Origin of the sequence: Teichococcus aerophilus, assembly GCF_014490485.1 — a bacterium.
Lineage (GTDB): Bacteria > Pseudomonadota > Alphaproteobacteria > Acetobacterales > Acetobacteraceae > Pseudoroseomonas > Pseudoroseomonas aerophila.
Genome location: NZ_JACTVA010000007.1, coordinates 120,838 through 135,793 on the forward strand (window position 1 = coordinate 120,838; position 14,956 = coordinate 135,793).

Consider the following 14,956-nt stretch of genomic DNA (forward strand, 5'->3'; position numbering starts at 1 on the left):
CCATGCACTCCCCGCGTTATTGCGAATGATTCTCATATAAGCTAGCGTGGAGACATCCCGCGCTGCCGGGGCGGAGCCAGAAGGGCCTCCGGCACCGGGCAGGCCCGGAAAGGTGGAACCCCCGTGCTGGCGACTTTCCTCATCACGCTTCGCGAAGGCCTAGAAGCCGCCCTGGTCGTCGGGCTGGTGGCCAGCCTGCTGCGCCGCCGCGGGCACGCCGAATGGCTGCCCCTGGTGTGGATCGGCGTCGCCAGTGCCGCGCTGATCTGCCTCGGGCTCGGCCTGGCGCTGGACCTGCTGAGTGTCGAGCTGCCGCAGCGTCAGCAGGAATTGTTCGAAGCCGTGGCCGGCCTGGTCGCCGCTGGCATGATGACCGCCATGGCGTTCTGGATGCGCCGCGCGGGAAGCAGCATGAAACAGCAGCTGGAAGGGCAGGTGGAGGAGGCGCTGGGCACCCGCTCCGGCCTCGCCTTGATTTTGCTGGTCTTCCTGGCCGTGGCGCGGGAGGGGCTGGAGTTGGTGTTCTTCCTGCTCGCCCTGGCGCAGCAGAGCACAGGCTGGCAGGTGCTCGGCTCCGCGCTCTCCGGCCTGCTGGCCGCCGCGCTGGTGGGCGTGGCCATCGCCTGGGGTGGGCTGCGGCTGAACCTGGCGCGCTTCTTCCGCTGGACCGGCGTGGTCGTGCTGCTGGCGGCGGCCGGCATCGCCGCCGGCTCCCTGCGCGCCCTGCATGAAGCCGGCTGGTGGAACAGGCTGCAGCAACTGGCCTTCGACCTCAGCCACATCCTGCCCGCCGACGGCATTCCCGGCGCCATCCTGGCCGGGCTGTTCGGCTATGTGGACCAACCAAGCGTGGGAGAGGTGCTGGTCTACGCGCTGTTCCTGCTGGCGACGCTGCCAGCCTTCCTGGTGCCTGCCCGCAAGCCGGCGGCGGCCGTGCGGGCATGACGCCGCTGGCCCTGCGGCGCACCATCCGCCTGGGCTACGCGACGGTGGCCGTGCTGGCACTGGGCGTCGGCGCGCTGGGCATTCTGAGTTGGCGGCAGCACCAGGCGGGCGGCGCCCGGGCCGATGCAGGCGATGCCGTCGCCGTCGCCATCACCGACCGTGGCTGCGAGCCGAACAGCCTGACCGTGCCGGCCGGCCGCGTGGCCTTCCGCATCCTCAACCGCAGCAGCCGCGTGCTGGAATGGGAGATCCTGGACGGCGTGATGGTGGTGGAGGAGCGGGAGAACATCGCCCCCGGCCTGCAACAGCGCCTCGTCGCCCGGCTGGCGGCGGGCGAATACGCCATCACCTGCGGCCTGCTGGGCAACCCGCGCGGCCGGCTGCGCGTCACCGCCGGGGCCGCCCCCGCCGCGCCGGACTTGCGCGAGCTGATCGGCCCGATGGCGGAGTACAAGGTCTACCTCACGCTGCGTTCCGCCAGCCTCGCCGCCGCCACCGCGGCCTTGGTGGAGCAGACGCGGGCGGGGGGCGACGCGGAGCCGGCGCTCGCCGCCGCCCACGCCGCCTACCAGCGCATCCGCCCGGCCAGCCGCGTCATGCAGGCCGAACTGGATACGGCGCTGGATGGCCGCGCGCAGGATTTCGCCGCCGGCGCGCGGGACCCGGCCTTCACCGGCTTCCGCCGCCTGGCACTGGATGCCGCCGACGCCCACGCCCTGGCCGTGCGCCTGCAACAGGACGTCACCACCCTGCTGGCACGGCTGGAGGAGACGATGGTGCCGCCGGACCGCATGCTGGCCGGCGCGGCGCTGATGGTGCGGGAGGGCGCGGACACGGCCGACGACGCCCTGGCCGCCGCCATGCTGGAGGGCGCCGCGCGCGTGCTGACGCTGCTGGCGCCCCCCGCGCGGCGGCTGGATGCAGCGGCCACCACGCGGGCGGAGGCCTTGCTGGCCGCCGCGCGGCAGGCGCCGGCCAGCCGCCGCCATGACGATTTCGTCGCGCTGGCTGAGGCGCTCTCCGCCCTGCGCGACACGCTCGGGCTGCGGTGACGGGAGACGGCATGACCGACAAGCCACGCAGCGGCGGCTGCCCCTTCCACCCCGGTACCGGCCCGGTCGCCGGGCGGCGCGGCCTGATGCTGGGCCTGGCCGGCGGCGGTGCGCTGCTGCTGCCCGCCCAGGCCAAGGCGCAGCCCGCGCCGGCGCCGCTGATGCAATCGCCACCCGGGCGGGATGCCGGGGCGGCCGGCACGGCGCTGCCGTTCTATGGGCCGCACCAGCCGGGCATCCTCAACCCGCCGCCGGCCGCTGGCCTCGTCGCGGCCTTCGACGTGCTGGCCACGACGCCGGAGGAGCTACAACGGCTGTTCCGGCTGCTGACCGGCCGCATCGCCTTCCTGATGGCCGGCGGCACGCCGCCTGCGGCAGACCCGCGCTTCCCGCCGAACGATTCCGGCATCCTGGGCCCGGTGATCCTGCCGGACGGGTTGACGGTCACGCTCTCCGTCGGCGCCTCGATTTTCGATGAACGCTTCGGGCTGCAGGCGCTGCGGCCCCGCCAGCTGGTGGCCATGCCACGCTTCCCTAACGATGCGCCCGACCGGGACTGGATGCATGGCGACCTGTTGCTGCAGATCTGCGCCAACACGCCCGCCGCCACGCTGCATGCCTTGCGGGATATCATCAAGCACATGCCCAGCCTGTTGCGGCTGCGCTGGAAGCTGGAAGGCTTCCTGCCCGCCGGGCTGGGCGATGCCAGCGCGGAGACGCCGCGCAACCTGCTGGGCTTCAAGGACGGCACCGCGAACCTGGACCCGGCCGACGCGACACTGATGGATGCGCTGGTCTGGGCCGGCCCGGCGCAGGGGGAACCCGCCTGGGCACAGGGCGGCAGCTACCAGGTGGTGCGCATCATCCGCAACTTCGTCGAGCGCTGGGACCGCACGCCGCTGCGGGAGCAGGAGCGCATCTTCGGAAGGCGGCGTGAAGACGGCGCACCGCTGGGCCGCAGTGCCGAGCACGAGGCTTTCGATTACGCCGATGACCCGGACGGACAGCGCATCGCGCTGGATGCGCATATCCGCCTGGCCAACCCCCGCACGGCGGAGAGCGCCAACAGCCGCATCCTGCGCCGCCCGTTCAATTACAGCCGTGGCATCACCCGCGCCGGGCAACTGGACATGGGGCTGCTGTTCATCTGCTTCCAGGCGGACCTGCGGGCCGGCTTCGTCGCCGTGCAGGAGCGCCTGAACGGCGAGCCGCTGGAAGAGTACATCAAGCCCACCGGCGGCGGCTATTTCTTCGTCCTGCCAGGCGCCGCCGGGCCGGATGCCTATCTGGGCCAGGGATTGTTCCCCGCATGAGGGCGCCCCAGGCCGTTCCCCGAAAGGATGCACCGATGCGCCGACGTTTCCTCCTGCACGCCGTGCTGGTCGCGCCCCTGCTGCCCGCCGCCCGCCCGGCCTTCGCCGCCGCCGTCTCCCCGCTGGAGCTCGCCGGGCCCATCGCGCAGTACAAGCTGTACGTGCTGGACGAGGCGCGGCAGCTGGTGGAACGCACCGAGCGCTTCACCACGGCGGTGAAAGCGGGGGAGCTGGCGCGCGCGCAGGCGCTCTACGCCGCGACGCGCGAGCCGTATGAGCGGATCGAGCCACTGGCCGAGTTGTTCAGCGACCTGGACGGCGCGATCGACTCCCGCGCGGACGACCATGCAAAGGCGGAGCAGGACCCGGACTTCACCGGCTTCCACCGCATCGAGTACGGGCTGTTCCACGAGAAAAGCACCGATGGCCTGGCGCCCTTCGCCGACAAGCTGCTGGCCGATGTGCGGGAGCTGCACACCCGCCTGCAGGACCTGACGACGCCGCCGGACAAGGTGGTGGGCGGCGCCGCCGCGTTGATCGAGGAAGTGGCGGCCACCAAGATCTCCGGCGAGGAAAACCGCTACAGCGGCACCGACCTGTCCGACTTCCAGGCGAATATCGATGGTTCGAAGAAGATCGTCGACGTGCTGCGGCCGTTGCTGCAACGCGCGGATGCGGCGCTGCTGGCGCAGGTGGACGGTAATTTCGGCCGCGTGAACGCCATCCTCGCGCGCTATCGGACAGCGGACGGCTTCCAGAACTACGAGAAGCTGAGCGCCGCCGACCGCAACGGCCTGCAGGCGCCGATCACCGCCCTGGCGGAAGACCTCTCCCGCCTGCGCGGCACGCTGGGGCTGGACTGACCAGGGCCGCGCCGCCCTGTGGCTTCGAAGCCACGGGGCAGGCGCATCCCGCGAAACTTTCCCCGAATGTAACATCGCCTCTTGAGGAGATTGCCGAAAAGCAATATGCGAACGCCTCTTAATATCATATAGCCTAAGGATGCCTCCAGATGGCACAGCACAGACCCATGGCCAGGATGCATCGCGCCTGCTCGGTCGTCGCCCTGACGGCGGCGGCCATGGCGGCCACCGCACAGCCGGGCCTAGCGCAGGACGCGGCCTCCACCACCGCGCTGCCGGCCGGGACGGTGCAGTTGCCGGAAGTAAACGTGCAGGCGGGGATCGAGCGCGGCTACAGCCCCGTGCAGGGCTTCGTCGCCGGCGTCAGTGCCTCCGGCACCAAGACCGACACGCCGATCATCGAGACGCCGCAATCCATCTCCGTCATCACCGCCGATGAGATCACCGCGCGCAACGCGCGCAACCTGAACCAGGTGATGCGCTACTCGGTGGGCGCGGTCGCGGAGACGCGTGGCTCCGCCGCCGTGCGGCTGGACCAGATGACCATCCGTGGCTACTCCCCGGCGCAGTTCCTGGACGGGATGCGGCTGGCGGGCGGGCGCGACGCGAATCCCAGCCTGGATTCCTACCGCCTGGAACGCATCGAGGTGCTGCGCGGCCCTGCCTCCGTCCTGTACGGCACGACGCCGCCGGGCGGCATCATCAACGCCGTCAGCAAGCGCCCGACGGAGGAACGCATCCGCGAGGTGCTGCTGGAAGCCGGCAACCGCAGCCGCTACCGCGCCGCCGGCGACTTCAGCGGGCAGCTCGACGAGAATGGCGAATGGCTGGGCCGCGTCGTCGGCTCCTACTCCGAAGGCGATGGGGAGCTGGATGAGACGCGGGAGCGCCGCTACTTCATCTCCCCCTCACTGACCTGGCGGCCGAGCAGCGACACCAGCATCACCCTGCTGGGCCATTACCAGCGCGACCCGGAATCCGGTTCCTATGGCGGCGTGCCCGGCTGGGGCTCGGCGCTGCCGAACCCGAACGGCCGCATCGGCATGCGCTTCTATGACGGCGACCCGGACCTGGAGCGCTCCAACCGCGAGCATTACATGATCGGCTACGCGGCCGAGCATCGCTTCAACGAATACCTGACCGTGCGGCAGAACGCCCGCTACCTGCACACCCAGGGCGAGTACCGCAGCGTCTACGGCTCCGCCATCCGGAACGACTATCGGAGCCTGGCCCGCTCCATCTACGGCACCGATGCCGACCTCGATGTCTTCACCATCGACAATCAGGTACAGGTGAATGTCGATACCGGCCCGCTGCGCCACACGCTGCTGGCGGGCCTCGACTACTACCGGGTGCTGAACGACAGCTACACCGGCTCCACCTCCTACACCGCGCGGGCCGGGGTCGCGCGGGACCAGGACCTGTTCAACCCGATCTACCGCAACCAGGGCTCGGTCTGGCCCGGCTTCAGCTCCTATTCCAGCCAGCGCTCCAACCAGCTTGGCGCCTATCTGCAGGACCAGGTCAAGATCGACCGGCTGGTGCTGTTGTTCGGCGGCCGCCTCGACTGGTCGGACAGCACGACGGAGAACAGCTCGGTCGCCACCGGCCAGCGCACGACGACCTCGCGCCAGACCGACCACGCCTTCACCGGCCGCGTCGGCGCCGTGTACCTGTTCGATAACGGCATCGCGCCCTATGCCAGCTACAGCGAGAGCTTCGAGCCGCAGAGCGGCACCGACCGCATGCTCAACCCGTTCGAGCCGACCACCGGCCGGCAGTACGAGATCGGCGTGCGCTACCAGCCGCCGGGCACCAACCTCTCGCTCTCCGTCGCGGCGTTCGACCTGGTGCGGCAGAACGTGCTGAGCACCGACCCGGTGAACCCGAACTTCAGCACGCAGGAAGGCGAGGTCCGCTCCCGCGGCATCGAGCTGGAGGCGAAGGCCAGCCTGGCCGAAGGGCTGCGGATGACAGCCGCCTATTCCTACCTGGAGGCCGAATACACGCGCAGCAACAACACCAACGTCGTCGATTTCGGCTTCGTGCCCGCCCGCACCGGTGCGACCGTGGCGCAGGAAGGCAAGACGCTGACGGGCATCCCGCGCCACAACGCCTCCCTCTGGCTGGACTACACCGTGCCGGAAGGCCAGCGCATCACCGGCCTGGGCCTCGGCGGCGGCGTGCGCTACCTGGGCTCCACCTGGGGCGATGCGGCCAATACCTTCAAGGTGGATGCGGTGACGTTGTTCGATGCCTCCATCCGCTACGACCTTGGCCAGCTCGGCCGCAATTTCGAAGGGATGCAGGCCTCGCTGAACGTCAACAACGTCGCGGATACGCGCTACGTCGCCAGCTGCCTCAGCTATGCGTGGTGCTACTACGGTTACGGCCGGACCGTGACCGGCTCCATCCGCTATCGCTTCTGAGCCGCCATGGCACGACCAGGGGCAGCCAACGCATCCGCCACGCAAGGCAAGCGCCCCTGGCCAGGGGCGGAGGCGCGGCGCGTGGCCGCCATCGTCCTTCGCGTCCTGGGCGGGGTGGGGGGCGGCTACGGCATCGCCGCGCTCTCCACCATGCTGCTCTCCACCAGCCTCCCAATGCCGAAAGCTGAGGCCGTGCTGACGGCCAGCATGGCCAGCTTCGCCATCTTCGCCGGCGCCATCGTCTGGGCCTTCGCCGCGCGCAGCGTGGCGCGGGCCTGGCTGGGGCTGGCCATACCGGCGGCGCTGCTGGCGCTCGCCCTGCTGATACCGGGATCGGGCGCATGAAGGACGGGTTCCGCCAGAGCATGGCGTGGCTGCACACCTGGTCCGGCCTGCTGGTCGGCTGGGTACTGTTCGCGGTGTTCCTGACCGGCACGGCGGCTTATCTGCGGCCGGAGATCTCCCACTGGATGCGGCCCGAGATCGCCGCCGCCACGCCCGGCCCGCGCGATGCCGAGGTGGCTGTGGCCGCCATGCAGGCGCTGGCCCCCAACTCGCCCAGCTGGTTCATCAGCCTGCCGGAGCCGCGCGACACCTCGATCCGCGTCTTCTGGCGCGACCCCACCGCCGAAGGGCGGGGCTTCCGCAGCGCGGTGCTGGATGCCGCCACCGGCCAGCCGGTCGCGGCGCGGGATACGCTGGGCGGCGAGTTCTTCTACCGCTTCCATTTCCAGCTGCATTACATGAGCGCGTTCTGGGGCCGCTGGATCGTCAGCATCTGCACCATGTTCATGCTGGTCGCCATCGTCAGCGGCATCATTACCCACCGGCGCATCTTCGCCGACTTCTTCACCTTCCGCCCGGCCAAGGGGCAACGGTCCTGGCTGGACGGCCATAATCTCTGCGCCGTGCTGGCGCTGCCCTACCATCTGATGATCACCTATACCGGCCTGGTGATCTTCATGCTGATGACGATGCCCTGGGGGATCGAGCGCGCCTATCCCAACCAGCGCGGCGCCTTCAATGCGGAGGTATTCGGCAACGCGCCGCCCCGCCGGCCGCTGGGCCAGCCGGCGCCGCTGGTGCCGATCGCTCCGCTGGTGGAGCAGGCGCGGCAGCAATGGCAAGGCGGCGCCCTGGGCCGGCTGCAGGTGAGCAACCCCAACGATGCCAGCGCCACCATCCAGCTCATCCGCGACGATGCGGAGCGCCTGTCCTACAACCCGCAGAGCATGACCTTCAGCGGCGCCACCGGCGCCTTGCTGAGCACGCGGGGCGAGGGCGGGCCGGCGGCGGAGACACGCGGCGTGATGTATGGCCTGCATATCGGCCGCTTCGCCGGGCCGCTGCTGCGCGGGCTGTTCGTGCTGGCCGGGCTGGCCGGCACCGTCATGGTCGCCACCGGCTGCGTCCTGTGGGCGGTAAAGCAGCGGCAACAGGCGGCCAAGAAGGGCCAGCCGGGCTTCGGCACGCGGCTGGCGGAGCACCTGAACGTCGCCACCATCGCCGGGCTGCCCTTCGCCATGGCGGCGTTCTTCTGGGCCAACCGCCTGCTGCCGCAGGACATGGCGCAGCGCGGCGCCTGGGAGGTGCACGTGTTCTTCCTGGCCTGGGGCTTCTGCGCGTTGCACCCGCTGCTGCGCCCGCGCCGGCAGGCCTGGGTGGAGCAGTTCGCGCTGGGCGCGGCGGCCTTCGCGCTGCTGCCGGTGCTGAACCTGCTGCTGACCCAGCGCCATCTGGGCGCCAGCCTGGTGGCGGGGGACTGGGTGCGCTTCTGGTTCGACCTGGGCCTGCTGGGTTGCGCGGCGGTGCTGGGCTTCCTGGCCTGGAAGGTGGCGCGCCACCCGGCCACCGCCTCGCGCACCCGCGCGGCGGCCGTGCCGCGGCCGGCAAGGGCCACGTCATGATCGTGCTGAGCTTCGCCCTGGCCTGTGCCGGCTTCGCCGGACTGTGCCTCGGCATGGAACGGCACTACGAGCAGGTGTTCCGCACCCGCCGCATCCCGCCGGCCCGACGCCGGCTGGGGGTTTCGGCCGGATGGTTGCTGCTGGCGCTGTCGTTGCTGCCGGCGGTGCTGCAACACGGCTGGGGGTTCGGGTTGGTGTGGTGGGCCGGGGTGCTGCACGCGGCGGCGCTGCTGCTGGCGCTGACGCTGACCTACGCACCGCGCCTGGTGCTGGCCTGGGCGGCGGCGCCGGTACCGGCACTGCTGCTCGCCGCGCTGCTGCCCAGCTTGTAGTGCCTGCGGAGGCCACGTGGCCGCCGCGCCGCCCGCGTCCAGTGCATGGTGCGTTCACACACCATGCTCCATAGCTGTGTTCGGTCGTGCGCCTCAGGCTTTCGGTGATTCTACCTTATGCCATCACGACCTACAGCCGATCGACATTCGACGGGGCGAGAAGGTCAGGGGGATGAATTCCCCTGCGTAAACGTATACGTTTACGCCATCTTTTTTCTGTCAGTAGGCGGCGGGCTTCAGGACTGGCGGGTGCGGCCATGAGCAAGCACGTTGAGGCATCCGGGCCGCCCTATCAGCCTCTGGCGATCCCGGATCTTCGGCGTAACCCCGGCCTGGCCCAGCGGGGCCGACGCCCCCCAGCGACACACGAAAAACTCGCGGAAAAAAGAAAGGGTCCGGGGAATTCCTTCCCCGGCCTTTCCCGTCTCCGGCAGAATGTCGATCCGCCCTAGCGGACGAATTCGTCCTTGTACTGCCGCACCGCCGCATCGAAATCCGCATCCCGCGTGAAGCCGAGCGCCAGCGGGCGGGTGACGTCGAATGCCCCGGGCCAGGAGCAGACGATGTCGATGATGCGCTGTTCCGGCTGCTGGGTAACCAGCGCGCGCGGCGCCGCACCGCCGACCCGTTCCAGGCTCGCCAGCATTTCCGCCACCGTGACGCAGAGGCCCGGCAGGTTCAGCGTGCGCCATGCGCCGATGCTGGCGCCGTCCACCGACAGCGCGTGCACGAGGTTCGCCACGACAACGTCGGGGGAGGAGAGCCACATCCGCGTCTCCAGCGGCACCGGGCAGTTGGAGGCGACGCCGGACAGCGGCTCCCGGATGATGCCACTGGCGAAAGAGGAGGCGGCGGAGTTCGGCTTGCCCGGCCGCACCACGATGGTCGGCAGGCGGCAGACCCGGCCGTCGATGAAGCCCTTGCGCGAATAGTCGTTCACCAGCAGCTCGCCGATCGCCTTCTGCGCGCCGTAGGAGGAGGCGGGCATCAGCGCCATCGTCTCCGGCACCACGTCCGGCATCTCGCCACCGAACACGGCGAGGGAGGAGGCGAAGACGAAGCGCGGGCGGGCGCCGGTGGCCCGCGCGGCCTCCAGCAACGCGCGCGTGCCATCGACATTGACGCGCAGGCTGAGGTCGAAATCCTGCTCCGACTGGCCGCTCAGCACGGCAGCGAGGTGATAGATGCCCACCGTATCCGGGCCGACCACCTGCCGGGCGAAGGCGGGGTCGGAGATGTCGCCGGTCAGCGAGGCGACGCGCTCATCCTCCACCGGGCAGGGCGCGAGGTCGACGGCGAGGATGCTGTCGAATGCCGGCAGGCCCGCTTTCTGGCCGCGTGCCGCCAGCAGCGCGCGGATGACGCGGCTGCCCAGAAAGCCGGCGCCGCCGGTGACGATGATCTTCATGGTGTTATGTCTCCCCCTGCAGGGCCGCGCGGCCCCGGGCGCATGATGCGTTCACATTCGTTCACGCACCATGCTCTCTGTCTTTGTTTGATCGCGTGCTTCGGGCTTTTCGTTGATTCCCTCAAGCCATCACGCGCTATGGCATTCTACCGACCCGGCGCGCCATGGCCACCGTCCAGGTCGCGCGTCACGCCGCCCGCCGGCCCCAGCGGGCGGTCGTCGCCGTGATGATGGCGCCATAGACGATCAGGCCGAGCGCCAGGGCCGCGTACAACCAGGTCTCGGAGCCGGTGAGGCCCAGCATCAGCCAGCCACCCGCCGCCGCGATGACCAGCCGCAACAGCCCCGCCAGCAGCGGCCACAGCAGCCGCCCGGCACCCTGGCAGGCGAAGTACAGCGCGAAGCCCAGCCCATAGAAGCCGTAGAACGGCCCCACGATGCGCAGATAGGCGCTGCCGGCGGCCAGCATGGCCGGGTCGCTGCCGAACAGCCCCAGCCAGGCCTCGGGCCAGATTGCCGCCGCCACGCCGATGGCTTCCGTGATGGCGAAGGCGGCGATGCCGCCGGTGAAGGCGATGCGCAGCGCCCGGCGTTCCTGCCCCGCGCCGATATTCATGCCGACCATGGCCACCAGGGAGCTGCCGATACCGAAGACCAACGGCATCAGCAGGTATTCCAGCCGCGCCGCCGTGCCGAAGCCGGCGATATCCGCCGGGCCGAACCAACGCCCCACCAGGGCCGTGGTGATGGCGATGGTCAGGTTGGTCTGCAGCGAGGTCAGCGCCGCCAGCCCGCCGACGCGCAGGATCTCCCCGAACAGCCGGCCCCGCAGCGGCACAAGGCGGAAGCGGGCCGGGTTGCGGCCGCTGAGGATGTACCAGGCGAAGAACACCGTGGCGCCGAGATAGTAGAGCAGCAGCGCCACCCCGCCGCCGGCGACGCCGAGGCGGGGGAAAGGACCGATGCCGAAGATCAGCAACGGCGAGAGCGGCACCAGCACCAGCACGCCGCCGCAGATCGCCAGGGCAGGGACTAGCATGTTGCCGGTGCCGCGGATGATGCTGGCCAGCCCGTTCATGACCCAGAGCAGCACGATGCCGGCGAAGACGACGTTGGAATAGGCCAATGCCACGTCCAGCACCGCGCCATCCCCGCCCAGCGCCCGGTACAGCGACGGGCCGAAGCCGAGCACCAGCACCGAGAAGACGGCGCCCAGCGCCAGGTTGATGACCAGCGCGTGCAGCACCAGCGCATCGGCTTCCGCCTGCCGGCCACCGCCGATGGCGCGCGCGATGGCGGAGGCGATGCCGCCACCGATGGCACCGCCCGACATCATCTGCATCAGCATGACCACCGGGAACACGATGGCCATGCCGGCCAGGGCATCGGTGCCGAGATAGGAGAGCCACCAGGTCTCCACCAGCCCGGTGCTGGCCTGCGCCAGGTTGACCAGCACGTTGGGCCAGGAGAGCAGGAACAAGGTGGCGCCGATGGGGCCACCAAGGAACAGGTCCCGCCGCGAGGGCCGCGCCGGCGCCACCACCGGCGGCGGCACCAAGGCGGCGTCGTTCATGGCTGGGCGAGCCTGTTCTGGTAGACGGAGAGATGCGTGAAGGCGGCACTGAGCAACGGCGCCGCCACCCCCGCCTGCCGCCCGCGCGCCAGCAGGTCGCCGACAATCTGCTCGGCCTCGATCGGCGCGCCCTTCAGCAGGTCCCGGTACATCGAGGAGGTCTGCTTCGAATCCTTCGCCGTCAGCTGCGCCCGCGCGGTAGCCAGGAAGGATTCGGACGGCGCGGTGCCGACAGCCTGGACGAGGCCCACCACCTCATCCAGCAGGGCGTTGGCGAAGGCTTCGCCGCCCGGCGCCGCCTGCACCTCGCCGATATTGCCGCGCATCAGGCTGGTGATGGCGCCGAGGGAGGCGAGCAGGACCCATTTCTCCCACATCTCCCGCTGAATGACGGGGGAGAGGCGGGCGGTGAAGCCGGCGTCCTGCATGAAGGTATCCAGCGCCCGCATGCGGGCGGATTCCTCGCCCGACATCTCGCCATAGGCGAGGTCGTGGAACGGCGCGAGGTGGATGATGCGGCCCTGCGGGTCCAACTCGGCCGCGACCTTGCAGACGCAGCCTGCCAGGGCCTGAGCGCCGAAGTGCTGGGTGATGGCCTCCACTTGCCGCATGCCGTTCAGCACGGGCAGGACCATGGTCTGGGGGCCGACGGCCGGCGCCACGTCGCGCAGCGCCGCATCCAGTGCGTAGGCCTTCACCGTCAGCAGCACCGCGTCGTAGGGGCCATCGATGCGATCCGCGGTGACCAGCCGGGTTTGCAGCGCCAAATCCCCCGCCGGGCTGCGCACCTGCAGGCCGTCCTGTGCCAGCTGCGCGGCGCGCGCCGGGCGCACCAGGAAGGTGACGTCGCGCCCGGCGGCGGCCAGGCGCGCCCCGAAATAGCCGCCGGTCGAGCCGGCCCCCACCACAAGCATGCGCATCGGGCTGTTTCCCCCATCGACGGCGATCTGCGTTTCGGAAGCCAGGTGCCTGGGGTCGTGCCGCCCGCCGCCAAGCTATAAAAACGATAGTCTGTTCATCGGCGGCGCGCCAGACTATAATCCTGCTAGCGATATCGCCCACCCAGCAGGAGGCCGCCCATGCGTCGAAAGAGCTTCGGCAACGCCCGCTGCCCCGTGGCCCGGTCCCTGGACATGATCGGCGACTGGTGGACGCTGTTATTGGTGCGGGACGCCCTGCGCGGTACCCGCCGCTTCAGCGAGTTCCAGGAAAGCCTGGGCCTGGCACCCAACATCCTGACCGCGCGGCTGCGCAAGATGGTGGAGGACGGCATCCTGGAAACCCGCCCTTCGCCCGAACGCAGCGACCGGTGCGAGTACCACCTGACAGCGAAGGGCCAGCAATTGCAGGTGGTGCTGGTGGCGCTGCGCCAGTGGGGGGAGGACCATCTCTACCAGCCGGGCGAGGCGATGACCGCGATGGTCGACACGACGCATGGCGAGCCGGTGCGGCGCCTGGGCGTCGTCTCCGCCAGCGGCCAGGCGCTGCGGCCGGACGAGGTGGATATCCGCGTCGGCAGCAAGGCGGCCGCCGGGCCGGGCTGAACGGGCGGGCGGCGTCGGCAACCGCTGGAGAAGGCCATCATCAGCTGCCGGCAACCTGCGGCACCTCCAGTGCTTTCCTAGCGAGACCGGCGGTCTTCAGGCCGGCCATGCCAGCCGTGGAGAGTACCGAACTGCCGATGATGCACCTGGACGACGCCACCATCGAAGAAGCCCGGCGGCTGAACCGCAAGCTCTACTGGGCGCCGCGCTTCCGCGTCCGCAGCCGTGTCGGCCCCATGGTCATGCAATCCCTGTTGCGCGCTTCCCAGATCGGGGCCGACCGCAGGCTGCGCCGTGCCGGCCTGTCGGTGGAGGCACGGCAGGTGGAGTTGGAAGGGCTGCGCGTCCCTGTCCGCATCCTGCGCCCGGCGGGCCCTGTGCGCGGCGTGGTGCTGGACTTCCATGGCGGTGGCTGGGCGATGGGCAATGCCCGCATGGACGACAACCTGAACGCCGCGATGATCCAGGCCTGCGACGTCGCGGTCGTCTCCGTCGATTACCGGCTCCTGCTCAGCGCACCGCTGGAGGCGCTGATGCAAGACTGCCTGGTAGCCGCGCGCTGGCTGCTGCAAGGCGGGCTGCCAGACTATGCTGATCTGCCTGTCATCCTGACCGGTGAGTCGGCCGGCGGGCATCTGGCGGCGGCGACGCTGCTGCAATTGAAAGCATGGCCGGACCTGTTGCGCCGCGTGGCCGGCGCCGTGCTGTATTACGGCGTCTACGACCTCGCCGGCACGGAGAGCGTGCGGCAGGCGGGGCCGGAGACGCTGGTGCTGCACGGCCCCAGCCTGCACGCCGCGATGGGCCTGCTGACGCCCGGGCTGGACGAGGCCGCCCGCCGTGAGCCGCGGCTCTCCCCCCTCTATGGCGACCTCGCCGGCATGCCGCCGGCCCTGATGTTCACCGGGACGCTGGACCCCCTGCGCGACGACACGCTGGAACTGGCCAGACGCTGGCGCGAAGCAGCCGAAGTGGAGCTGCAACTGGTGCCCGAGGCACCGCATGGCTACATCCATTTTCGCACCCGCATGGCCGACGCGACGCTGGCCCACACGCATGAATGGGTGAGGGCGCGGCTGCAACGCCGCTAAGCGAGGCCCGCGTGATCAGGCCGGCACCAGCCCGTACCGCAGCATGATCTCCCGCGCCTTCGCCGGGTCCGGCTGGCCGGCGGCGAGCAGGGCCGCCAGTTCGCGGAAATATTCGGGCCCGAGCACGCCGGGCGTCAGGATGCACAGGCACCGCACGACGGCGCCGCTGCGGTTGGTGAAGCCGTGCACCTGGCCGCGCGGAATGAACAGGCTGTCGCCAGGACCGACATCATGGTCTTGGCCCTCGACCGTGTAGGTCACGGTGCCGTCGATGCCGTAGACCGTTTCCTCCCAACTCTCGTGGTAGTGCGGCACTGGCATGCGGCCCTCCGGCTGCAGCACCAGCTCGAACATATCGAGGCTTCCGGCGGTGTCATGCTTGTCGCGCAGGAAGCGGAGCTGCAGGGAACCAAACTCGATGATCTCGGGCACAGGGCTTCTCCATGACGATGCTTGGTCGCAACGTTAAAGCACGGAGCCCGATACGGGAACGATGCGG

General features: G+C 70.1%; 14 protein-coding genes. 10 read left to right on the forward strand and 4 right to left on the reverse strand.

The window, feature by feature from the left end:
• Positions 1–123 precede the first annotated feature (123 nt).
• The 8 genes from efeU (at position 124) to IBL26_RS06410 (ending at position 8,841) form a co-directional block, all read left to right on the forward strand.
• A complete protein-coding gene (gene efeU / locus IBL26_RS06375; RefSeq protein ID WP_187783632.1) occupies positions 124–945 on the forward strand; it encodes an iron uptake transporter permease EfeU in 822 nt (273 codons plus the stop codon).
• Positions 942–1,997 (forward strand): cupredoxin domain-containing protein, encoded by a 1,056-nt coding sequence (locus IBL26_RS06380; protein WP_187783633.1) that lies wholly within the window; start codon positions 942–944, stop codon positions 1,995–1,997. Before efeU ends, IBL26_RS06380 begins: the two co-directional genes overlap by 4 nt.
• Positions 1,998–2,008: 11 nt before the next feature.
• Positions 2,009–3,310, forward strand: a complete 1,302-nt coding sequence (gene efeB / locus IBL26_RS06385; protein WP_187783634.1) for an iron uptake transporter deferrochelatase/peroxidase subunit — start codon at positions 2,009–2,011, stop codon at positions 3,308–3,310.
• Between the two features lie 35 nt (positions 3,311–3,345).
• Entirely contained in the window at positions 3,346–4,173 is an 828-nt protein-coding gene (efeO, locus tag IBL26_RS06390; RefSeq protein ID WP_187783635.1) for an iron uptake system protein EfeO, read from the forward strand.
• 167 nt (positions 4,174–4,340) lie between these two features.
• The gene (locus IBL26_RS06395; RefSeq protein ID WP_241749078.1) at positions 4,341–6,602 is read left to right on the forward strand and encodes a TonB-dependent siderophore receptor; all 2,262 of its coding nucleotides are present in this window, start codon (positions 4,341–4,343) and stop codon (positions 6,600–6,602) included.
• Between the two features lie 81 nt (positions 6,603–6,683).
• Positions 6,684–6,947, forward strand: coding sequence for a DUF3649 domain-containing protein (locus tag IBL26_RS06400; RefSeq protein WP_367615383.1), 264 nt, complete (start codon positions 6,684–6,686; stop codon positions 6,945–6,947).
• Positions 6,944–8,509: a PepSY-associated TM helix domain-containing protein gene (locus IBL26_RS06405; RefSeq protein ID WP_206684156.1), complete on the forward strand. Its 1,566-nt coding sequence runs from the start codon at positions 6,944–6,946 to the stop codon at positions 8,507–8,509. The genes IBL26_RS06400 and IBL26_RS06405 overlap by 4 nt, the downstream gene beginning before the upstream one ends.
• Positions 8,506–8,841: a DUF3325 domain-containing protein gene (locus IBL26_RS06410; RefSeq protein ID WP_187783637.1), complete on the forward strand. Its 336-nt coding sequence runs from the start codon at positions 8,506–8,508 to the stop codon at positions 8,839–8,841. The genes IBL26_RS06405 and IBL26_RS06410 overlap by 4 nt, the downstream gene beginning before the upstream one ends.
• A gap of 448 nt (positions 8,842–9,289) precedes the next feature.
• Here IBL26_RS06410 and denD read toward each other — a convergent pair whose 3' ends face one another.
• The 3 genes from denD to IBL26_RS06425 all read right to left on the reverse strand — a co-directional run bounded on the left by denD (position 9,290) and on the right by IBL26_RS06425 (position 12,742).
• Positions 9,290–10,249 (reverse strand): D-erythronate dehydrogenase, encoded by a 960-nt coding sequence (gene denD / locus IBL26_RS06415; protein WP_187783638.1) that lies wholly within the window; start codon positions 10,247–10,249, stop codon positions 9,290–9,292.
• A gap of 187 nt (positions 10,250–10,436) precedes the next feature.
• A complete protein-coding gene (locus IBL26_RS06420) occupies positions 10,437–11,822 on the reverse strand; it encodes an MATE family efflux transporter (RefSeq protein WP_187783639.1) in 1,386 nt (461 codons plus the stop codon).
• Entirely contained in the window at positions 11,819–12,742 is a 924-nt protein-coding gene (locus IBL26_RS06425; protein ID WP_187783640.1) for a ketopantoate reductase family protein, read from the reverse strand. The genes IBL26_RS06420 and IBL26_RS06425 overlap by 4 nt, the downstream gene beginning before the upstream one ends.
• 159 nt (positions 12,743–12,901) lie before the next feature.
• Between IBL26_RS06425 and IBL26_RS06430 the strand changes: the two genes are divergently transcribed.
• A complete protein-coding gene (locus IBL26_RS06430) occupies positions 12,902–13,366 on the forward strand; it encodes a winged helix-turn-helix transcriptional regulator (RefSeq protein ID WP_187783641.1) in 465 nt (154 codons plus the stop codon).
• Positions 13,367–13,473: 107 nt separating this feature from the next.
• Positions 13,474–14,457: an alpha/beta hydrolase gene (locus IBL26_RS06435; protein WP_206684157.1), complete on the forward strand. Its 984-nt coding sequence runs from the start codon at positions 13,474–13,476 to the stop codon at positions 14,455–14,457.
• Positions 14,458–14,472: 15 nt separating this feature from the next.
• Here the strand turns inward: IBL26_RS06435 and IBL26_RS06440 are convergent, their stop codons facing one another.
• Entirely contained in the window at positions 14,473–14,889 is a 417-nt protein-coding gene (locus tag IBL26_RS06440) for a cupin domain-containing protein (RefSeq protein WP_187783642.1), read from the reverse strand.
• Positions 14,890–14,956 lie beyond the last annotated feature (67 nt).

Coding starts and splice junctions, on each gene's coding strand:
- IBL26_RS06425 (WP_187783640.1), bottom strand. CDS start 12,742: ATGCGCATGCTTGTGGTGGGGGCCGGCTCGACCGGCGGCTATTTCGGG.
- IBL26_RS06380 (WP_187783633.1), top strand. CDS start 942: ATGACGCCGCTGGCCCTGCGGCGCACCATCCGCCTGGGCTACGCGACG.
- efeB (WP_187783634.1), top strand. CDS start 2,009: ATGACCGACAAGCCACGCAGCGGCGGCTGCCCCTTCCACCCCGGTACC.
- IBL26_RS06405 (WP_206684156.1), top strand. CDS start 6,944: ATGAAGGACGGGTTCCGCCAGAGCATGGCGTGGCTGCACACCTGGTCC.
- IBL26_RS06395 (WP_241749078.1), top strand. CDS start 4,341: ATGGCCAGGATGCATCGCGCCTGCTCGGTCGTCGCCCTGACGGCGGCG.
- denD (WP_187783638.1), bottom strand. CDS start 10,249: ATGAAGATCATCGTCACCGGCGGCGCCGGCTTTCTGGGCAGCCGCGTC.
- IBL26_RS06435 (WP_206684157.1), top strand. CDS start 13,474: ATGCCAGCCGTGGAGAGTACCGAACTGCCGATGATGCACCTGGACGAC.
- IBL26_RS06420 (WP_187783639.1), bottom strand. CDS start 11,822: ATGAACGACGCCGCCTTGGTGCCGCCGCCGGTGGTGGCGCCGGCGCGG.
- efeO (WP_187783635.1), top strand. CDS start 3,346: ATGCGCCGACGTTTCCTCCTGCACGCCGTGCTGGTCGCGCCCCTGCTG.
- IBL26_RS06430 (WP_187783641.1), top strand. CDS start 12,902: ATGCGTCGAAAGAGCTTCGGCAACGCCCGCTGCCCCGTGGCCCGGTCC.
- IBL26_RS06410 (WP_187783637.1), top strand. CDS start 8,506: ATGATCGTGCTGAGCTTCGCCCTGGCCTGTGCCGGCTTCGCCGGACTG.